This is a genomic window from Paenibacillus illinoisensis NBRC 15959 (genome assembly GCF_004000925.1).
Classification (GTDB): domain Bacteria; phylum Bacillota; class Bacilli; order Paenibacillales; family Paenibacillaceae; genus Paenibacillus; species Paenibacillus illinoisensis.
This window is the reverse complement of record NZ_BIME01000006.1, coordinates 357561-377376: the sequence shown is the minus strand read 5'-3', so window position 1 is coordinate 377376 and position 19816 is coordinate 357561. Positions and strand designations below refer to the sequence as shown.

The 19816-nt window shown below is 47.9% G+C and carries 18 protein-coding genes; 9 read left to right on the top strand and 9 right to left on the bottom strand.

What is annotated here, in order from left to right; genetic code table 11:
- The first annotated feature begins 27 nt into the window (after positions 1-27).
- Genes PIL01S_RS17255 through PIL01S_RS17245 form a run of 3 tightly spaced genes read left to right on the top strand, consistent with a single transcriptional unit; the run spans position 28 to position 3114 of the window.
- A complete protein-coding gene (locus PIL01S_RS17255) occupies positions 28-813 on the top strand; it encodes an ABC transporter ATP-binding protein (protein ID WP_127538566.1) in 786 nt (261 codons plus the stop codon).
- A complete protein-coding gene (locus PIL01S_RS17250) occupies positions 800-2731 on the top strand; it encodes an FtsX-like permease family protein (protein WP_127538565.1) in 1932 nt (643 codons plus the stop codon). Before PIL01S_RS17255 ends, PIL01S_RS17250 begins: the two co-directional genes overlap by 14 nt.
- A gap of 26 nt (positions 2732-2757) precedes the next feature.
- Positions 2758-3114 carry a YxeA family protein gene (locus tag PIL01S_RS17245; protein WP_127538564.1) on the top strand — a complete coding sequence of 119 codons (357 nt, stop codon included), beginning with the start codon at positions 2758-2760 and terminating at the stop codon, positions 3112-3114.
- 214 nt (positions 3115-3328) lie between these two features.
- On the opposite strand, the gene PIL01S_RS17240 is transcribed toward PIL01S_RS17245, so the two are convergent.
- Positions 3329-4699, bottom strand: a complete 1371-nt coding sequence (locus tag PIL01S_RS17240; RefSeq protein WP_127538563.1) for an ABC transporter substrate-binding protein — start codon at positions 4697-4699, stop codon at positions 3329-3331.
- A gap of 203 nt (positions 4700-4902) precedes the next feature.
- Here PIL01S_RS17240 and PIL01S_RS17235 point away from each other — a divergent pair, with 203 nt between their 5' ends.
- Together PIL01S_RS17235 and PIL01S_RS30135 are read left to right on the top strand one after the other, a co-directional pair.
- Positions 4903-5616, top strand: coding sequence for a response regulator transcription factor (locus tag PIL01S_RS17235; protein ID WP_127538562.1), 714 nt, complete (start codon positions 4903-4905; stop codon positions 5614-5616).
- A gap of 1 nt (position 5617) precedes the next feature.
- Positions 5618-7567: an ATP-binding protein gene (locus PIL01S_RS30135; RefSeq protein WP_127538561.1), complete on the top strand. Its 1950-nt coding sequence runs from the start codon at positions 5618-5620 to the stop codon at positions 7565-7567.
- Positions 7568-7698: 131 nt separating this feature from the next.
- Here the strand turns inward: PIL01S_RS30135 and nikR are convergent, their stop codons facing one another.
- The 6 genes from nikR to PIL01S_RS17200 form a co-directional block, all read right to left on the bottom strand.
- Positions 7699-8178, bottom strand: a complete 480-nt coding sequence (nikR, locus tag PIL01S_RS17225; RefSeq protein WP_127538560.1) for a nickel-responsive transcriptional regulator NikR — start codon at positions 8176-8178, stop codon at positions 7699-7701.
- Positions 8179-8230: 52 nt separating this feature from the next.
- Positions 8231-9280, bottom strand: a complete 1050-nt coding sequence (locus PIL01S_RS17220) for an alpha/beta hydrolase (RefSeq protein ID WP_127538559.1) — start codon at positions 9278-9280, stop codon at positions 8231-8233.
- A 43-nt stretch (positions 9281-9323) separates the two neighbouring features.
- Positions 9324-10226 (bottom strand): hypothetical protein, encoded by a 903-nt coding sequence (locus tag PIL01S_RS17215; protein WP_127538558.1) that lies wholly within the window; start codon positions 10224-10226, stop codon positions 9324-9326.
- A 292-nt stretch (positions 10227-10518) separates the two neighbouring features.
- Positions 10519-12546 carry a hypothetical protein gene (locus tag PIL01S_RS17210; protein WP_127538557.1) on the bottom strand — a complete coding sequence of 676 codons (2028 nt, stop codon included), beginning with the start codon at positions 12544-12546 and terminating at the stop codon, positions 10519-10521.
- The gene (locus PIL01S_RS17205; RefSeq protein WP_127538556.1) at positions 12521-13420 is read right to left on the bottom strand and encodes an ABC transporter ATP-binding protein; all 900 of its coding nucleotides are present in this window, start codon (positions 13418-13420) and stop codon (positions 12521-12523) included. Before PIL01S_RS17205 ends, PIL01S_RS17210 begins: the two co-directional genes overlap by 26 nt.
- A complete protein-coding gene (locus PIL01S_RS17200; protein ID WP_095288792.1) occupies positions 13413-13802 on the bottom strand; it encodes a GntR family transcriptional regulator in 390 nt (129 codons plus the stop codon). Before PIL01S_RS17200 ends, PIL01S_RS17205 begins: the two co-directional genes overlap by 8 nt.
- A 344-nt stretch (positions 13803-14146) precedes the next feature.
- Here PIL01S_RS17200 and PIL01S_RS17195 point away from each other — a divergent pair, with 344 nt between their 5' ends.
- Together PIL01S_RS17195 and PIL01S_RS17190 are read left to right on the top strand one after the other, a co-directional pair.
- Entirely contained in the window at positions 14147-14977 is an 831-nt protein-coding gene (locus PIL01S_RS17195) for a futalosine hydrolase (protein ID WP_127538555.1), read from the top strand.
- Positions 14974-15807: a 1,4-dihydroxy-6-naphthoate synthase gene (locus PIL01S_RS17190; RefSeq protein ID WP_095288790.1), complete on the top strand. Its 834-nt coding sequence runs from the start codon at positions 14974-14976 to the stop codon at positions 15805-15807. Before PIL01S_RS17195 ends, PIL01S_RS17190 begins: the two co-directional genes overlap by 4 nt.
- Positions 15808-16366: 559 nt before the next feature.
- Here PIL01S_RS17190 and PIL01S_RS17185 read toward each other — a convergent pair.
- Together PIL01S_RS17185 and PIL01S_RS17180 are read right to left on the bottom strand one after the other, a co-directional pair.
- On the bottom strand, positions 16367-16987 hold the full coding sequence (locus tag PIL01S_RS17185) for a pyroglutamyl-peptidase I (RefSeq protein WP_127538554.1): 621 nt from the start codon (positions 16985-16987) through the stop codon (positions 16367-16369).
- 94 nt (positions 16988-17081) lie between these two features.
- A complete protein-coding gene (locus PIL01S_RS17180; RefSeq protein ID WP_127538553.1) occupies positions 17082-18086 on the bottom strand; it encodes a Gfo/Idh/MocA family protein in 1005 nt (334 codons plus the stop codon).
- A 192-nt stretch (positions 18087-18278) separates the two neighbouring features.
- Here PIL01S_RS17180 and PIL01S_RS17175 point away from each other — a divergent pair, with 192 nt between their 5' ends.
- Both PIL01S_RS17175 and PIL01S_RS17170 read left to right on the top strand, forming a co-directional pair.
- Entirely contained in the window at positions 18279-19046 is a 768-nt protein-coding gene (locus PIL01S_RS17175; protein WP_127538552.1) for an ABC transporter ATP-binding protein, read from the top strand.
- Positions 19028-19777 carry an ABC transporter permease gene (locus tag PIL01S_RS17170; protein ID WP_095288786.1) on the top strand — a complete coding sequence of 250 codons (750 nt, stop codon included), beginning with the start codon at positions 19028-19030 and terminating at the stop codon, positions 19775-19777. The genes PIL01S_RS17175 and PIL01S_RS17170 overlap by 19 nt, the downstream gene beginning before the upstream one ends.
- The last annotated feature ends 39 nt before the right edge of the window (positions 19778-19816 follow it).

The window sequence follows — 19816 nt, the reverse complement described above, 5'->3', positions numbered from 1 at the left end:
CCTATAAACACATATGGGAGGTTCATCATGAATGAAATAAATGAACAAGATACAGTCTTGCACGCCCGCAATGTTCAAAAAGCGTATGGCTCGAGGGGCAGTACCCAACATGTTTTGAAAGGCATTGATTTACGCGTACTGCGTAAAGAGTTCGTCGGTATCATGGGTCCCTCTGGTTCCGGTAAAACCACTCTGCTAAATGTACTTGCGACAATTGATCGAACGACTGACGGTACAATTTTAATTGATAATGAAGATATATCCGCCATGACAAACGCTGCCCTTTCCGCGTTCCGCCGTAACAAGCTTGGCTTCATCTTCCAGGATTACAATCTTCTTGATACGTTGACGGTAAAGGAAAATATCCTTCTGCCAGTATCATTTAGCAAGCTAAGCAAGAAGCAGGCGGAGAGAGAATTTGCAGCGATTGCAGACGTACTGGGCATTCGGGAATTGTCGGAGAAATACCCATTCGAAATATCAGGAGGGCAAAAACAGCGCACTGCAGCCGGACGGGCATTGATCCATCAGCCTTCTATCATCTTTGCAGACGAACCGACGGGGGCCCTAGATTCCAAGTCAGCGTCATCGCTGTTGTCCGTAATGGATGAGGTGAACCGAACCAGAGAGGTCACCATTATCATGGTCACACACGATCCGGTGGCGTCCAGCTATTGTAACCGCGTGGTCTTTCTAAAAGACGGGAAGATTTATTCCGAACTGTACCGGGGGGAGAAATCCAGACAGTCGTTTTTTAAGGAAATCATTGATGTGCAGGCTGTACTAGGGGGCGATAATATTGACGGTATTTGATCTGGCATTCCGAAGTATGCGGCAAAATGTGAAGCATTACTATCTGTATTTCTTCGCACTCATTTTCAGCATGAGCCTGTTCTTCATCTTTGCATCCCTCAAGTATGATCAGCAGGTACAGAATATGCTGGATTCAAGTGTGAACTTCACTACAGCCTTTCAGTCTGCAGCGGTCCTGCTCATGGTAATCATAGGGGTCTTCGCTGTTTCCTCTAACAGCATATTCCTACGAAGACGCAGCCGGGAATTTGGATTATATCAGCTCATAGGGCTTTCCAAAGGTTGGATTATCCGTTATTTGCTCCTTGAGAATATCTTGCTAGGTTTAGGAGCTCTAATCACAGGGATCATCTGCGGAGCACTCGTATCCCGTTTGTTTGTCCTGATTTTAATGAATCTGCTCAACTTGAACGGTCTGCCTTCGATAGACTTTTCTGTACTGGCAGCGTTAGAAACAGCCGTAGTGTTTATTCTTGTCATCGTTATTACTTCTATTCAGATCATAGTAATGATCAATCGCAGAACCCTGCTCGGCCTATTCCAGGCAGATAAGCAGCCTGATCTTATCAGCAAGCGGCCCTCTATTTTTACGGCTATAATCGCTGTACTTGGTGTTATATTAATTGGCTACGGGTATCAGTTATCGGGCCGTATGGTAGATGAACAATTAGTGTTTAATGCAATGCTGGTAATGGCATCTACCATAATAGGAACCTATATCTTATTCAGGGTGACGATCAGATTGTGTCTCTACTGGTTCCGCAAACGTAAAAAAGGACATCTGGGCTTGTACAACAGTCTGTCGCTTGCCCCGCTAATGCACCGCATGAAAGCCAATGCCAACTCGCTTACAATAATTACTGTGCTGTCGGCTTTAACCCTTACACTTGTTACCATGGCGTATTCTATCTACTACTCCGTTGAGCAAGTTACCCGCAATGATTATCCATATGATTTCGCAATTGAGAATAACCAGCGGGATTCAGATGCGTTTACAGCCGAGCTGGAGAGCAAAGGGATTAACTACAACCACTATACCATCAATACGTTCAGGACTAACGGTGTTGTTTTGGATCCTTTAACTGAATCCGGGTTTAGAGAAGGCATGCTATTATGGCTGTCGGCAGAACAGTTGCAAAAATCCGGCAGAGATGTCTCTGTACCTGACTATGGCGAGGCAATAGAATATAATGCTTCTGCTCTGAGCGCATATGATGACATTGATCTCACCAAACGTTATCCAACTATGATTGAACTGCGCTCAGAAACACAGACCAAAAGTTATCCCTTGAATGAAATATTGCTGGAGAATATCGTGAACGCCGGAATATCAGGAAGACAAATGTTAGTATCTGAAGCCACCCTTGAAGAGATTGAGAGGAGAATGTCCAATATGGACGGCTTTGAACGGGTTGAGATAGATACATTTCTAGTCCCGGACAATAAGGAACTTGCACTGGCTTCCTCTCTCTATCAGAAATATAATACGGACGAATATTATTCGGCAGACTTTTATTCCCGCTACACAAGTTTGCTCCAGCAATCCGGATTATTAATTTTTATAGCTGCCTTTCTGGGACTTGCCTTTCTTGCTTCAACCGGCAGTATTCTCTACTTTAAACAGATGAGCGAAGCCGAACAGGAAAAACAGAGCTTTAGAACTTTGCGTCAGCTTGGTTTTGATGAAAAGATGATCATGAAAGGCATCTTGCGAAAGCAAATGCTGGTGTTTTTGCTACCGCTGTTCATTGGGATACTGCATTCAGTCTATGCAGTCAAGGCAAGTTACTTCATAACTCTTTCGGATGATACCATCCCTGCGATGATTTCGATGGGAGCTTATGCCTCCATCTACTTCCTGTTCGCTTTCTTCACGCTTGGGTATTACAAAAAAATCGTCCAGAACGCTATGTTATAACAACGACTACGGGGAGGTAATGTAGCATGAAAAAAACCGTTATTTTTATTCTGACCGCAATGATTGTTTGCTCAGCCTTGTATTTAACATTCAAACGGGATTTTGATCAGTTCAATCCATTCTACGAGGAACAATATGTATACGCAGTAATCAATGAACCAGCCAAGAAGGAAGGTAAAAATGAATGGATTCGCTACAGATATAATCTGACAGGGTACACAGGCAAGGGAGAAAAGAAAAAGATCACTTTCTCCTCAAGCAAAGAACAGAAACCGGAAGGCTATGTCAAGGTGCTTGCCAAGGGAGCCTATACCAAAGAGTGGAGTTTAATAGAGGAGAAAATGATTCCCGGGAACGTTTTGAACCAGTTACGCTCCCATTGAGCACATGCCTGAACAGCAACTCCAAAGACAGCAAGTGATGCTGCTTTTGAGTTGCTCTTTTTTCAATTGTGAGATGAGCTGGCCACTGGCAGATAGGTATTTGGGGTGTTCCACTCTATTCTTAAGCAGCATGGTTGCGAGATCCGGTTAAATGGTTCCCTTGCGCACAAAAAAATACGACCCGCCCTTCATAAGAAAGACAGGCCTTACTATTTTACTTCTTTGTCGTCTGAGCCTTTTTCAGTTTATCAGCAGCAGCTTGAGTACCTGATTGAATAGCAGCAGTTGCTTTGGCTAGTGATTTCTTCCCGTTTACTACCTGTGTCAGTTCTTTTAATAGAATCGAACGAAATTTTAATTCAAAATTGGGTGACTTTTCCATGAGAGCATAGCTTGTTATCGCTGAATCCAGATTAGGTCTTAATTTATAGAAAGCATCCAACTTGTAACCGGAGTACTCCTTCATCATGCGAGATAGAGGAGCACCAATACTATTATTAGAACTCTTGGGTTTATAGTATTCGGCAGCATAGTCATCTCCATTGAAGTATTTAATGAAATCCCAAGCGGCATCGACATGAGCTGCTCCCGCTGGAATCGCAAATATCTCATTAATGGAAACATTCCCTGTTGACTCTTGATTCTTAGAAGCCGCAGGACCGGCAGCAATACCGAGCTTAAAAGGTTTATAATTCTTCACACCACTTTTTGCTGCCTCTAAGGACTGCAACTGGCTAATCGGTGCTACGATCATGGCTGATCGTCCCATAATAAACGAGCTGCTTTCCAAGTAACTTTTGCCCGACAGACTGATCCTTTCGTCAAGCACTCCGGACTTCGTTGCCTCGCTCGCCAGATGATAAGCATTTTTCCACGCAGCGGTATTCGCGCTAGCCTTTAGAGTATTCGGATTCATATACGTTAACCCTTCTGTTCTGGCGATATCCATAACCAAGTTGCTGGATCCAAAGGAGCTTAAGCCCCAGATCCGGGAGTTCTTATCCCCTTTAATAGGGAATTTTTGAGCAAGATTCAATATCTCTTTCCATGTCATTCCATCACTTGGTACTTTAACATTGTACTTTTTAAATAAATCAGCATTATACAGAAGAGCGTACGAATCTGCTTTTGGGCTTAACCCGTAAAGTTGGCCACCGCCTTGTTTTTTCAGTTCATCAAGCAAGCCAGGGTATATCGTTGTCGTGTCATACTTATCTCGCTTAATTAACGGTTCTAAATCGACCAGCTTCTTATCTGTAGACAGTTGTTTGTAATGGTATGGGGGCAGCATAACAAGATCCGGTGAGTACTTTTGGATAGCCCCATTATAATCCTTAATCGCTTCCATACCTGCAGGTGCAACCACTTCGATGTCTGTATTAGGGTACTTCTGACTAAACAAATTTCCATACGTCTGGTTGAAGTCGTCTTCGTTCCAGTACAACACTTTTAAAGTACGTTTCGTATCTGCCTCATTGTCTGAATTTGCAGAAGCTTGTTTACCTGTACCAAGGCCTGCTGAAATACCGATTAACATAACACTAAGACTAACAAGCATGGCCTTCTGTAAAAAATTGTGCTTCAAAAATAAAACCTCCACTCCATTTTTGTTCAAACGATTATTCGCTTGTGTTGAACTAAGTATAGAGGTGAAAGCTTATCATCGAACTACCGTACTTCTTATCATTTCCTTAATTAATACTGACGTTACTCAATGCATAAAAAAAATCGCTTATAATTATCTTGCTGCCTTCCAATGTAAGGTAGATACAGAATCAAGGAGGACCTATGGCGGAAAGTACGATTTTGATGGTGGATGACGAAGCGGAAATCATCCAATTAATGAGTATCTATTTCAATAACGAAGGCTACAAGCTCCTGCAAGCGTCGAATGGCGTGGAGGCACTGAAGATTCTGAATTCGCAACAAATCGATTTAATTGTACTTGATCTCATGATGCCCGAGATGGACGGGTTGCAAGCATGTATGAAAATACGAGAAACGAATCCTATACCCATCATCATGCTGTCGGCTAAAGGCCAAGATATCGATAAAATATCAGGTCTCAGCATCGGCGCTGACGATTACGTAACCAAACCATTCAACCCACTCGAGCTGATCGCACGTATCAAGTCACAGCTTCGAAGGATGAACCAGTTCAACGCCATTGCGGCTAATGCGAACGAAATACACATCGAAAATGTTACCATTAATATTGCGTCCCATACGGTAAAGGTCGATCAGCAGGAAATTAAGTTAACTCCCCGCCAGTTCGCACTCCTTCATATGTTGGCAGTTAATAGAGGGACGGTGCTTAGTATGGATCGTATCTACGAAGAGGTCTGGAACGAGCCCTTTATGGAGTCAAAAAATAGCGTTATGGTACATATCCGAAAGCTCCGTGAGAAGATAGAATCTAACCCACGCGAACCGCGAATCATCAAAACCGTATGGGGAATTGGATACAAAATAGAAAGTGATGAAAAAGTAAGGGGTGAGTAATATGCAACCACAGTGGCTATATACGATTCGTTGGAGATTAATGCTGATCATGGTTGCAAGCCTGGCTTTAACAGGCGCAGCTATTTTTTTGGGGTATGTCATGGCAGGTGCACTGCAAAAAATGGATTACGCGGCTGTCCCGATCAATTGGTTCATCGAGCAAGCCGGGTCCATTCGCGTGATGATCATAACCGGTATAATTCTGTTTCCCGTCACTTTTTTCCTTGCCAGCCTACGTTTGGTTCGAGATTTGCGCGCGATCAATGCAGGGTTGCAGGAAATATCGGCAGGTCGTTTCGGAAATGTGGTAACGATCAAAAGCAAGGATGAACTAAGCGTGATCGCTGAGAGTATGAATCATTTGAGCACCGAATGGGATCATTACTTGGCGGAGATCACATGTGGTTTGGAGGAAATTGCGAGCGGCCAGTTCGACCATCAAATTCCGGAAATTGCCGGTAATAAATTGGGTGAGGTCGCGCGCAGCATTAACCAGATGAGTATGCAATTGAAGCATTCTATAGCGGAGGAACGGAAGGCAGAAAAGACTAAAAACGATTTGATTACCGGTGTCTCCCATGATCTGCGTACTCCACTCACCTCAATTCTCGGTTTCCTCGAAGTGATCGAAAAGGATCGGTATCAAGATGAAGTGGAGATGCGTTATTTTGTTAACATTGCCTATGAGAAATCTCTGTCGCTTCGTCGATTAATCGACGAACTGTTCGAATATACGCGTATTAACAACGGCATGCCTCTGGAGCTCGGAGAGCTTGATATCGCCGGGTTAATCGGTCAGCTTGCCGAGGAATTCGTGCCGATCACGGAGAAAGCAGGTATGGAAATCAGACTGAATATACAAGAAGGCGAATTCAAGACCCAAGCGGACGGAGGATTGTTGGTACGGGCGTTCGAGAATATAATCGCTAATGCCATCCAGTATGGGCAAACAGGAAAATATATCGATATTGATATCGAACAGGATGAAGATGTGTTGATTGTGCGGATTCAAAATTATGGCCCCCCCATTCCGGAAAGGGATTTGCCTTATATTTTCGACCGTTTTTATCGGGTAGAGAACTCTAGGTCAAAGCAGACCGGGGGCACCGGTCTTGGTCTAGCCATTACGAAAAGTATTATTGAGGTACACGGAGGATACATCACCGCGCGCAGCAGCAGGAAAGCTACCCTATTTGAGACGCGGTTCTCGATTTACGGCCCCAATCGGGCACATGCAACAGCATTAGAAGGAATTCATAATGAGAATGAAATCGAGAGGTTCCCCACTGAGCTCCCCAAACAAGGTCAGGCTCAGAAACAAAGATTATTTATGCAGCAGCGACGTTTTTTACACTTCAGGATTGCTGCGTTACCGATGATGGTGTTACTCGTATGTGCGGTGGTACTATTCAGCGTTAACAATTCATTCACCTCCGCTCTCGTGCTAAAGCTGCCTTCCCTCTTCAATGAAGCTGGTGATTCAGCGATGACGTCAAGAAGCGGAAATAACGAGATGGCTTTAATAACCGGTAAAACAGACAAAGGCTATACACTTCTCATTCATAATTACTATTTCGACGGTCAGAGTCTTAACATCCAATACTCCATGAAACATACTAACCAGATATCAGAGTCGCAGTGGGTGAAACAATCGGTCAAGCCTAATTTTACTCTGGATGTTTCAACGATAAAAGCTGTTCCCGGCATCGCCACGGATTCAGGTGTAACGTTAGCCAAAAACGGGACCATTAAATATTATTTTATTGAATCCTCGCCTCCTCCAGACCATTTCCTGTTGAGTGTCAATGTAAACCAGTTAGTCCTGTCCGATGACCAGGCTCAGCAGGATCTGCTCATCGGAGACTGGAGCTTCCAAATCCCTGTGGAGAAAAATTATAAACGAAAAGCGAACGGCCAAAGCGAGCCCTTATCCAATTCAACAGCATTGTAGCAGACCCATTTATTGAAACCCCAAAATTCAACTTATACTGCCAGTTAATTAAACAAAAACAGCCGATCACTTCTATCGGCTGTTTTCTTGATTCTATTGAAAAGCGTTTTCCATTAGCTTAGTCCCTGATCTCATTCATGATGATGTTCGCCGTGATGGTGATCATGGCTGTGGCGGCTTGCGAGTTCGTTCAGCTCATCCACATATGTAACAGAGAGCTCGGCATAGAGCACTCCTTTTTGCACCTGAATCTGTTGATGCAGATGTCGCAAGCGTCCGAGGTTCCCCCTTACGGCGATAACCTCCAGGCATTGGTCGTGGTTCAGATGAACGTGCATGTTGGAGATAATGTCATGATGTGCATGATGCTGCAGTTCCATTAAACGGACAGGCAGATCGCTGATATGGTGGTCATAGACCATGACAATCGTTCCTGCCACATCCTGCTCGGACCGTAGACGGGAAGGCTCCAGTAAAGTTTTGCGAACCAGATCACGAAACGCCTCGGACCGATTTTTGTACCCACGCTCTTCGATATATTCATCAAACTGTTCAATCAGCGGAGTAGGGAATGCCACGCCGAATCGGGTCAAATCTTCTTTATCAGCCATTCATAGCCTCCTGCACATCGTTTACACCTGAGTGTACCATAGTCCGGCTGCTTCATCGACGATGCTTCTGCAAAAATCGGACAGCCTCCTCCAGCGCCCTTTTCCCGCCATCGGTCTGAAGTTGAAATTGATAATCATGTCCCAGCTTTTCCGCAGAAGCGGTAAAAAACAACGTTTCCGTTTCAACATCCAGTCGTTTCAGGGTCTGTGCCAGTTCAACCGATTGCCCGGTTAACGGGTCATGATTGCCTGAAGTAATAAATGAAGGCGGATAATTCGGCGTAACCTGCAGCACGGTCGACATCTCATCCAGACGGGGAAATTCCTCAAAAGCCTTGATCCCCGTATAAGACCAGAGGAATGTCCGGATAAGAGGAAACCCGCTTTCACCAACGGTACTCATGTTATAAGGGCCACAGTATAGAAGGACACCTCGCAGCGCTTCCGGTTGAATCGAGGGTTGTATGTTCATTATCTGAGCAAGGGCCTGATTGGTTACCACTGCTGCGGTCTGACTGGCAATCTGAGCACCCGCGGAATTGCCTGCGAGAAAAATATTATGGGGATCTCCCTTAAATTCGGTGGCATGATTCTGGATATAAGTCAGAGCCTGATTGGTTTGGAATACAGGCGTCGGATATGTGGCATCTGGTGCAAGTGCATAGTTCATACTGACGACCACGAACCCCCGCTCAGCCAACTGCATCGCATAGTCGGCTATGTCTTTTTTGTCACCCAAGACCCAACCGCCCCCATGCACCCACAAGACAACAGGCAGCAATTCAGTCGCTGCTGACGGATAGTAGATATCCATCGTACTGTTGCTGCGTCCCCCATCAATATAGGCGACGTCCTTTAGATGGCTTACCCCTTCAGCCATAACGACATCTGAATCAGATGGAGCAAGCTTGATTAGTGTTTTCAAAAAGAAAATAGGAATTTTGGGTGTAATCTGTGCGCCGATATAAAGAGTAAGTATAGTTACCATTACGATCACGCCCGGAATCCAATATGGCTTGCGTCTGTACCACGGCCTCGCCGTACCTTCGGTGTTTAAATTTAACTGCAACAGGGTCACCTCTGATCCTTCGTCTGTCTGCATCTAAAGTGGTGTACGCCTGGGGTACTGGCAGGGTTTCCATTTATTACGACTTCTTGGCCAGTTCTTTTTTCACTTTCAGGTAGGTATCCGCAACTTTTTGCTCCAATGTGTAGATATTTTGTTTGGATCCAGCCCACTTCTCCGTAGCAGAAGAGAGCTGATTCAGTGAACTTAATACACGTGAAGGCTGGCCGTCTTTGATATTCTGCTTGAACAATTTCAATGCGTTCGTATATCGCTCTTTGGACAGGCTTGCCTGTTTTTTGGCGGTTTGAATCTGTTTCTTGAACGGGTCTGCAGCCGCAAGCATGGTGCGCAGATGCTTATCCTCTGTACTTTTGCGTTTGCGGGCATCGGCCAACTGCTGTTTCTTGATGCGAATGTCTGCCTTCGCCAGCTGTACAGCAGGTTTCAGCGTGTCTGCCTGAGCACGGAGCGCGGCAGTCCAATCCTTGTTTTTGGCTGCTCTGGCTGCAGCGAGCTGCTTGTTGACCGCCGTGTACAATGTAAACATCGGCTCATACCGGGTTTGGGCACGCTTCAGCGTATCGGCCAGTGCAGCCAGTTTCGCTTCATCCGTTTTTCGTATTTCCTGACGAAGCCTGGCTAACTCAGCCGTATTCGCTGTATGAAGGGTTTTGGTTTTCTGCTCCCAGCTCTGCTCCTGCGTCGTCCATGTGCCCACTTTTTGATACGTTTGTTGAAGAGAAGCTTTCGTCTGGGCATCCGCCTTCTTAAGCAGAGCTTCCCACGACTTCTGAGCAGTTACGCCAAGATCCGGGCCAGCCGCCTCGGCAGCCGACGTAAAAAGATGCATGGAACCCATGCTGGCTACCAGAAGCAGTGCGATGCATAATCGAGCGAATAAGCCTCTCCCCATTCTGCCACTTACGCTGCCGGAACTCGCAGTACCATCCATGGTCTGGTGATCTTCCACCGTGTTCATTGAACCATCCTCCTCGTTTACTCAAAATGTAGTGCAGCTTCTTCGTTCTCCACTTGATCCAAGGTGAATCGGCCGAAAAAAACACAAAAAAAGCACCCGCAAAATCAGACTATTGCCTGATTCTACGGGTGCTTCCCTTATTAACCGTTCCCCTATATGATTCGCGGTTATATCTTATTTTTAGCGCGAATCTCAACCTTTTCTAATATATTCCAACACAATCATTTCGTCAAGCAAGCCTTACGGGCTAAACATTCGGCAGCAGGAGAACCCTTCCCGCTCACCATTTGATCTACTTTTCGGACAAAATAGCTTTCATCTCTTCGGTTAAATCTTCTTCCTTCAGCATCATATAGATGTTTTCTCCACGAACGGCATTCAGCTTGATGTGATAAACGGTTGCTTTCTCTGTCCGCTCTCCTGATCGCTGACGTTCTAGCAGGTCGCTAATTATTTTTTTGTTTTTAGTCGCAACCTGCTTGTTGCCGCTTAGGCTTCCATCAATATATTCCGGCTGAGCATATACCCACTGAGGATTACCCGGACTGTCGATCTCCTGCTTCACGAACTGCGCCGAAGCAATTTCGTCTGCCGTGACAAGCAGTTGATCATATAATTTGTTCTCTTTTAACCATCCAATCACCCGGTCATAGCTCGGTTTGATTTCGTAACTCCACATATCTCTCGGTTGATACGGATCATTGGAGGAGGATTCCTGATTTAATTCTGCATATGCAAACGACTGCCAAGGGGAACGCTGTTCCTCATAGGTCTGGTCAAGAATATCCTGCTTCAGCAGTTCCTTGAACTCCCGAACCTGGTCAGGACTGCCAATGTATATTTTGCGATACGAACTGATGGTGGAACGGATACCAATACTGAGGATATCCTCATCCAGTTTGTACGTATCATAGGCTACCTTTTTATAATCCTCCAACTGTTTCAAGGCCATTAATTCCTGCCGGAATTCCGTTTCAGGAATTTGGTATTTCCGCTTCATGACCTTGCCGTTATTAAGCTTATAGCTGATATACACATACTCGTCATAATCATCATTCGGATTTACTGGGTCTTGCAAGGGCAGATCGGAATCAATAATTTTCTGATGAAGAGCAAGGACTGCCCCCACAAATTCAGGATTATCCGAGTAAAATGGATGATCATCGATTTTCTGATTCACTCCGTTTACGTAAGTGTAACGATCTCCTCCAAGCTTAATGCTTTTGAAATCATTCACTTCCGGTACTCTGCTAGCATAACCGTTCCAGTCGGCGACAGGCACGTACAGAATTAACCCGGACAAAAGGCCATATAGAGCCAGCTTAGGCAGTAATCTGACGTTCCAGATCAGCCACGTTTTGCGAATAATCATCTCGGCCACAATGTAACCGACAATGCCGCCTAGAACATATCCGAAGATGGTCCACCCGGTGGATCCTGGCGGTGCAATCATAGTGAAGTAGGCTCCGCCAATCAAAACCAGCGTAAACATCAAGCCAAAGCGGAATATGGGTTTTACAAGGGTAAACGTAATCGCCTGGGTAGCTGATTCCACTTTACGCTTGGCATATAAGACATAAGCTAGTGGGATGAACAAGATGGCCAAAGCTGCATATATTACGAGTTCCGTGCCGATCACTGGATAGTTCCTAATTGAAGCCATCCGAAGGACAAGGGATATTTTCTCTGCGTAGCTGTTCATATCACCATATGGATATCCAAACAGATAATGCTGCAGGTGCAGTGTAAAGATAAACCAAAACACAACAGGCAATAACAGGATTGCATAAACCGTTAGTCCCTGCAGTACAGATTGGCCGATGCACACGCCCACAGCTACAGTCAGCATAAACATAAACAGCGAATAAATGCTCATGCTGAGGCCCCACATCCAGATCTCACTACCGTCAAAGATGAAGGCCATATGATCCTGCACAGCCCACACCCAACCTGTAATCGCCGTGGTCAGCCAGATCGGGATCAGGATCATTCCAAAGCCGGAAAGCAGATTGACCGTTAACAGATGTTTGCGCTTCAGTGGCAAACCGTGGAACAAGTCCGACGGCGCTCCGGATTGCATATAACGGAATAGAAAAATGCCCATCGCGACCGGGAACGTGATCGCAAACAAAATATGGGTTTCCCCATTTGCCTGAAACAAGCTGGTAATCTGCTGCGTTACACCACCTCTTCGCTCTGTTGCAATGTAGAGCGGAAGCGAAAATAGCAATGTGAGCAGAAATAGTATTCCGAGCCAACCGTGCTGCCTGAAATTTTGGAACAGGATGCCCCGGTTACAGAATAATCGGTTGAATATCATACCCTGCATCCTCCATTTCATAAATAAATATTTCTTCCAGCGTCAGCGGCAGCACGTCCAGCAGATAAGGATTCAAGGCCCGGAACCGTTCCGTCACTTCCTCGCGACTGCCTTTGACAATGTACAGCGAGACACTTCCCCGCATCTCTTCATGTAAAATATTCAGCTCATCCATCGCCTTGGCATCGTCAGGATGACGGAAAGCCACCTGAATCTTATGAGTATCGGCCTTCAGATCATCAAGATCCTTCTCTACAATAATGCGGCCCTTGTGCATAATGGCGACGTGGTCACACAGATCTTCGATTTCGCGCAAGTTATGGGACGAAATAATAATGGTCACCTGACGCTCAGCGGCTTCCTGGAACAGCAAATTTTTGATCTGCTGCCGCATCACCGGATCAAGGCCGTCAATCGGCTCATCCATGAGCAGCACTTCCGGCATGCAGCTCAGCCCAAGCCATACAGCTGCCTGCCTGCGCATGCCTTTGGACATGCGATGCAGCTTGCGTTTTACATCCAGCTTGAATACAGTGGCCAGCTGCGCGAATCGCTCTTCATTCCAGCGCGGATATACCGAACGATAAAAGGCAGCCATCTGGGCAATGGAGGATTGCGGGAAAAAGTAAGGCGCATCCGCCATAAAAATCGTGCGGCCCTTAAGGTCCATATTTTCATAGATTTCAGCCCCGTCAATGCGAACGGACCCGCTGTCCTGACGATAGATGCCTGCGATGATTTTGAGCAGCGAAGTCTTGCCTGCCCCGTTGGAACCGAGCAACCCGTAGATCGATCCCTTATGTATGTGCATCGTAACGCCATCCACCGCTTTTTCATGTTCAAACGCTTTAATGACCTGATTCAGCTCAATCATTCGGCTCCCCCTTTTCGATACGGGCCATCGCTTCCTGGAACAAAAGCGTCATATCCGCCTTGGTCAGACCGGAATACGTCGCTTCTGCAATCAGCTTCACCAGTGCCGCTCTAATCTCATCTCTCATGGCTGCATTCGGATGTTCCACAGACGATGATACGAAGCTCCCTTTTCCCTGCAAAGAGTAGATATACCCTTCGCGTTCAAGCTCCCGATATGCCTTCTGAATCGTATTCGGATTGACGGTCAGCTGCGCTGACAGTGTGCGCACCGAAGGAAGCTGCTCATCAGGTTGGAGAACACCGTATACGATCATTTCCTTGATTTTGTCCACTAGCTGTTCGTAGATCGCCTTACGGCTGCGTACATCTAATTCGAACATCCCGCACCTCCTCTCCCCAATTGATGTAATACCCCATAAGCGAATTGAATGACTGTATATGAAGTGTATGCTTTCTAAACATTAGGTGTATTAACTGTACTATTATTATTAATACAGTTGAATTGGATTGTCAACGGTAACTTTGACTTCACTCTTCATACGCGATACCTTTATATATATGAAGTGACATATATGCCATCCAAGCCCGGTTAACGAGGCAGCACACGTAAGTGGATCATGTTCAGACAAATACACGGAAAGGTTGTTCCTCTCTTTCCCATTCCGTTATGATGGAGATGACCAAATATAGCGTTGAATCTTACACCTTATAAGGGAGAACTCCGATGAACAAACAAAATCAGGCTTTAAATCATACAGAGTCAGACGGCTCGGCATCGAACCAAGCAGTTCCACGCGTATTAATCGTAACCGCTGTGGATGCAGAAAAAGATGCCGTACTTCGCGGTCTGGGTGACCAAGCCGCGGAAATGTTTGACGTGATCGCTGGCGGGGTGGGCCCGGCAGCGGTTGCAGTCAGCACGGCAGCCAAGCTGGCATTCGCCGCAGCGGCTGGCGGGAAGGCGCTGGCGCAGGACTCCACCGCGCCAGCTGGATCGGATGCGGCGCAGGCATCTGCCGCATCCACGGGGCCCCTTGCCGGAGCAGGCCTGACCCCAGCGTACACGCTGGTGATCAGCGCCGGCATCGGCGGCGGGTTCCCCGGCCGGGCGGACGTCGGCTCACTCGTGGTGGCCGACGCCATGGTGGCTGCCGATCTGGGCTCGCAGACGCCAGACGGCTTCCTCTCTGTGGACGAGCTCGGATTCGGCTCGTCCCGTGTGGCGGCGGACGCAGCGCTTGCCGCTCGCCTGCGCCATGAGCTGCAGCGGGCCGGGCACGCTGTCAGCGGAGGCACAGCGGTCACCGTGTCCACGGCGACCGGAACAGCCGAAACGGCCGCGGAGCTGCTGCGCCGCGTGCCTGATGCCACCGCCGAAGGCATGGAAGGCTTCGGCGTGGCAACAGCGGCCAAGCAGTTCGGCGTACCTGCGCTCGAACTGCGGGCCATATCCAACGCGGTCGGTCCACGCGACCGCGATGCCTGGCGCATCAAGGATGCCCTGGATGCGCTCCAGGCGGCAAGTTCCATTTTACGGGAGGTACTTACATCATGAAAATTGCATTTTCCCCTTGTCCTAACGATACATTTATCTTTCACGCCTGGGTACACGGACGGATTCCGGGTGCTCCGGAACTGGATGTCCGCTATGCGGATATCGATATTACGAATGGCCTGGCTGCCAATCCCGGCGGACCGGATGTGTTGAAAATCTCCTATGCAGCATTGCCTTACGTGCTGAACGAGTATGCCCTGCTGCCTTCCGGCGGAGCGCTGGGAAGAGGATGCGGACCACTCGTTCTTACGGCTAACGGCACCACCGATCCGGCATATCTGTCCGGACGCCGGGTTGCCGTGCCAAGTGAACGCTCAACAGCTTATCTGCTGTTCCGTCTGTGGGCAGCGCAGAATGTTCCAGGAGGCGTGGGCGAGATTGTTGTGATGCCGTTCGATCAGATCATGCCGGCGGTGCGGGATGGCAAAATCGATGCAGGTCTGGTCATCCATGAAGCACGTTTCACGTACCAAAACTACGATCTGAAGCTGATGACCGACCTCGGCAGCTGGTGGGAAAGCGATACCGGCCTGCCGATCCCGCTCGGAGCAATCATTGCACGCCGCAACCTGGACGCTCATGCACTCGCTGGATGGGCACGTGCATCCGTGGAATACGCTTGGGCACACCCGGATGAATCCAAAGAATACGTCATGGCGCATGCACAGGAAATGGACCCGGATGTTGCAGCACAGCATATTGATCTGTACGTGAACGAGTTCAGTGCCCATCTGGGCGATGACGGCTATGGGGCAATCACAGCCCTGCTTGGACGAGCGATGAAAGAGGGCCTTGTTCCTGAATTCGACCTGAATCTGCTGCGGATCTGATCTGAGCCAGCAAACAGCAAGCCGTTCGTTAGGATGAACGGAGCCTGCTTACCTTGGTTTTTAGTTATTTTAGCCGCTAACGAACCTGTCGCAACCTATTCGGAGAATTCAGACGTAATGGACAGGTTGATGAACATTAGACACGTTATTCGGACAGAAACCTGGGACTGACCAAGTGAACCGATGAAATAAGCCATCTACGATGCTTTACAATCAATGAACCTCTGGTACCTCTTCCAATAAGAGATACTGAGTTCGTTAGCTACTCATCAGATCTACTCATCTAAGCAGCAATACTGGTTGCCTGTATGGCGGCACTAATTATGCATCACAAAAGGGGCTGTCCCATAGTCATCAACATGACTTCATGGGACAGCCCCTTCTATCTGATTTTCGTAACTTACAATTCAACCCAGCACATTACAAGTTAGAACAATACATATTCCGGAAAACGTTTTAGTTACCCCATTCAGTCCCTATTGCAACGAAGGTTACTCACTAGGTACAGTCAAAGTTACCCTTAACTTAGCTACTACCTTACATACAAGAAGAACATGATTTACGCTTCCGCCACTACGGTGCGTATCATTACCCGCAAGGCATCAAGCATTGTGCTTATCGGCAGCGAAGGCACCGACGGCTGCAGCAATGACATCTCCGTTGAAGCCGGGAAATGGACAAATCCTGCCCGGATCGGCAGCTGCTGCAATCGAATGTAATCCAGCACTCGATACATCGTATTGTTGCAAATATACGTTCCGGCGGTATTGGACACCGCTGCCGGAATGCCTGCCGCAGTCATATGATTCACCATCGCGCGGATGGGCAATGTCGAGAACAGGCCGTCCGGACTGCCTTCGGTTATGGGCTCGTCCACAGGACGCTGTCCCTGGTTATCCGCATAGGAGCCAGGCGGAATGTCTTTTACATTCACGGCGATGCGCTCAGTCGTTACGGCTGTCCGGCCTTTGGCTAACCCGCAGGCAATCACGACATCCGGGCCGTATGCTTCCATCTCGGCAATCAGCAGATCCGCACATTCATCGAAATGTACCGGCAGCAGCACGGTTTTCAGTTCTGCACCTTCCACCACTTCCCTTGCGAGAGCCTCCATCAGTTCTCCCGTGGGGTTCACGGCATCCCCGCCAAAAGGCTCAAACCCCGAAATCAGAATTTTCATCCTAGTCCCACTCCCATCCAATCATTTCATATCTCCAGTATGATTTCTCTGTACACGTACCTACATAGAACCGTCCGGTTATGGTTGGATATCATTACTCAAATTTATATCGCAAGCCCCACTGTCCTCGAATGGTATCCATCAGCTTCATGATCTCAAGGGACTCGTCCAGCGGGATAATCGAACTTTCTGTTTTGCCTTCCATGATGCAGCGCCCGGCTTCTTCAGCCTCAAATGCATAGCCGATGCTTGTCCGATCATCCGTAAACTTCTCGGGCTCGTCCTGACCATTCACATGCAGATAAGCTTCTTTCCCGGCGAGGAACAGCGGCAAACGGATATACCCCTCTGTACCATACACGACAGCTTCGTTGCTCAGGTTCAGACGGACTGCCCCGTTCAATGATGCCGAGCGTCCTTCCGAGTAAGAGAGCAGTACGGAGAACTGTTCATCTACACCGGTCTCCCCGATGTTCGCTGTGCTCCAGACATGCTGCGGCTGCTCACCAAAGATCATGGACGCGAATGAGACAGGATACACGCCAGCATCCAGCAGAGCACCCCCGCCCAGATCCGGGTTCAGCAGCCTTCCTTCAGGCTCCCAGCCGATACGGAAACCAAAGTCTCCTTTGACAAGCCGCACTTCACCGATTCTTCCTTCGGCAATCCACTTCCGCGCCTGAACAATCGGAGGCAAAAAACGTGTCCACATGCCTTCCATCAGGAAGAGCTTGCGGCTGCGAGCAGTCTCCACCAGCTGCTCCAGCTGACGTCCGTTCATCGTGAACGGCTTCTCACACAGCACTGCTTTTCCTGCTTCCAGACAAGCCATTACATTTTCTTTATGAAAAGGATGCGGCGTAGCAACATAAATAATGTCCACCTCTGGATCCTGCAGCAGCTCTTCATACGATCCGTATCCGCTTGCAAAACCATATTCAGCTGCAAATTTCTCCGCACTTTCCCGTGTACGCGAACCAACAGCTGCCTTCACGGCATTGCCGGCATGCTCCAGATCTCTGGCAAACTGGGATGCGATCCATCCTGTGCCCATAATGCCCCACTTTACCTTGTCCTGTCGTCCCGTAACTCCTGTCATATGAAAGCCTCCCTTGTACCCTATTGGTAGAACCAATTCTGACTCTCCTCTATATTACCAAAAAGAACCTCTGGCGTCAGACGTTGGTTTCACCTCCTGCCCCGCATGCTTGTACAGAGCTGCTTTCATTTCAATTCTCGAGCATTTTTGCTAAGATTATCAGCAGATCACGGATGAAAGGAAGATCCCGCTGTGTCTACTCTCGTAACCATTCAACAACTCACCAAACATATTGGAGCGGCCGAGCAGCGTCTCTTATTCGAGAAAGTGGATGCCTCTGTCGATGAAGGAGAGCGAATTGCCGTACTGGGTGCGTCCGGTCAGGGCAAAAGCACGCTGCTCCGTATCCTGTCCTTATTGGATGTGCCTGATGGCGGAGATATTCTGTGGCAAGGCACCTCTTACCTCAATTCCGATCCCAGGATCTGGCGCATGCGCATGTCCTATGTTGCACAACAACCCATTATGCTTGCAGGCAGCGTTGAAGATAATTTGAAAACCGTTCATTACCTCCACCGAACACCCTATGATTCGAATCTGGCTGGCCGTCTGCTGGCCGGAGTGGGGCTGGAAGAACTGGATATACATAAGCGGGCCAGTGATCTTTCTGGCGGAGAAAAGCAGCGCATAGCGCTGATCCGTTCCATCATGCTTCGTCCCAAGGTATTGCTGCTGGATGAAGTCACCGCTTCTCTGGACCGGACCAATGCCAAGCTTGTCGAACAGCAATTGACCGAATGGAGCAAGCAAGAGGGCATTTCACTCGTATGGGTCACCCATGATCAGGATCAGGCACGCTCGTTCAGCACAACGACATGGTTCATGGGTGAACAGACCCTGCTGGAACGCCAGCCCACCTCCCTTTTCTTTGCCCATCCGCATTCGGAACTGGCCCGTCAATACATTCTGCGTCCTGCCCCTAAGGCAGATAAGGAGAACACATGTCCATCCTCGCACTGAGTTTCACCATCATATTTATTATGCTGACCATGCTTATTTCTGTATGGCAGAAGCTTGGTCTGGAGAGAGATATTGCTGTAGGTACCGTTCGTTCGGCGGTTCAGCTGCTGCTGGTCGGATATGTACTTCAATTTATCTTCAACTCGGACCACCCTGCACTTATCATTGCGATTGTAGGTTTTATGATAACCGTGGCATCCTTCAACGCGGGCAAGCGAGGCAAGGGACTACGCCGAATCACCCTATATATCGCAGCAGCCATTACGGTGACCGAATTATTGATGATGGGACTCCTGCTGGGTCTTCACATTGTCGAGCCAACTCCGCAATACATTATTCCACTCAGCGGAATGACGATTGGCAATGCAATGGTTGTCTCGGGGCTCTTCCTGAATCAGATGAAACGTGAGGTTGAAGCTTCCAAAGGGGAAATTGAGACACTGCTCTCTCTGGGCGCTGCGCCCAGACGTGCATTTCAGGATGTATTGAAACGCTCTGTCAAATCCAGCATGATTCCGACCATTGATGGCATGAAAACGGTAGGCCTCGTTCAGCTTCCAGGCATGATGACCGGCATGATTATCGCAGGCGCCGACCCCGTCGAAGCTGTCCGTTACCAGATTCTGATTGTGTTTGCCTTCACCAGTTCGGCTGCCATAACCAGCATCATACTGAGTCTGCTGACGTACAGACAATGGTTTACCTCAGATATGCGTCTACGCTCATTATAGAAAGAATTGAATTCATTTATTGAATCTATAGAACGAAAG

What these genes read in the sequence shown, in the direction of transcription:
- PIL01S_RS17255 (WP_127538566.1), top strand. Translation starts at nt 28, where the DNA reads ATGAATGAAATAAATGAACAAGATACAGTCTTGCACGCCCGCAATGTT.
- PIL01S_RS17245 (WP_127538564.1), top strand. Translation starts at nt 2,758, where the DNA reads ATGAAAAAAACCGTTATTTTTATTCTGACCGCAATGATTGTTTGCTCA.
- PIL01S_RS17235 (WP_127538562.1), top strand. Translation starts at nt 4,903, where the DNA reads ATGGCGGAAAGTACGATTTTGATGGTGGATGACGAAGCGGAAATCATC.
- PIL01S_RS30135 (WP_127538561.1), top strand. Translation starts at nt 5,618, where the DNA reads ATGCAACCACAGTGGCTATATACGATTCGTTGGAGATTAATGCTGATC.
- nikR (WP_127538560.1), bottom strand. Translation starts at nt 8,178, where the DNA reads ATGGCTGATAAAGAAGATTTGACCCGATTCGGCGTGGCATTCCCTACT.
- PIL01S_RS17220 (WP_127538559.1), bottom strand. Translation starts at nt 9,280, where the DNA reads ATGCAGACAGACGAAGGATCAGAGGTGACCCTGTTGCAGTTAAATTTA.
- PIL01S_RS17215 (WP_127538558.1), bottom strand. Translation starts at nt 10,226, where the DNA reads ATGAACACGGTGGAAGATCACCAGACCATGGATGGTACTGCGAGTTCC.
- PIL01S_RS17210 (WP_127538557.1), bottom strand. Translation starts at nt 12,546, where the DNA reads ATGATATTCAACCGATTATTCTGTAACCGGGGCATCCTGTTCCAAAAT.
- PIL01S_RS17205 (WP_127538556.1), bottom strand. Translation starts at nt 13,420, where the DNA reads ATGATTGAGCTGAATCAGGTCATTAAAGCGTTTGAACATGAAAAAGCG.
- PIL01S_RS17200 (WP_095288792.1), bottom strand. Translation starts at nt 13,802, where the DNA reads ATGTTCGAATTAGATGTACGCAGCCGTAAGGCGATCTACGAACAGCTA.
- PIL01S_RS17195 (WP_127538555.1), top strand. Translation starts at nt 14,147, where the DNA reads ATGAACAAACAAAATCAGGCTTTAAATCATACAGAGTCAGACGGCTCG.
- PIL01S_RS17190 (WP_095288790.1), top strand. Translation starts at nt 14,974, where the DNA reads ATGAAAATTGCATTTTCCCCTTGTCCTAACGATACATTTATCTTTCAC.
- PIL01S_RS17185 (WP_127538554.1), bottom strand. Translation starts at nt 16,987, where the DNA reads ATGAAAATTCTGATTTCGGGGTTTGAGCCTTTTGGCGGGGATGCCGTG.
- PIL01S_RS17180 (WP_127538553.1), bottom strand. Translation starts at nt 18,086, where the DNA reads ATGACAGGAGTTACGGGACGACAGGACAAGGTAAAGTGGGGCATTATG.
- PIL01S_RS17170 (WP_095288786.1), top strand. Translation starts at nt 19,028, where the DNA reads ATGTCCATCCTCGCACTGAGTTTCACCATCATATTTATTATGCTGACC.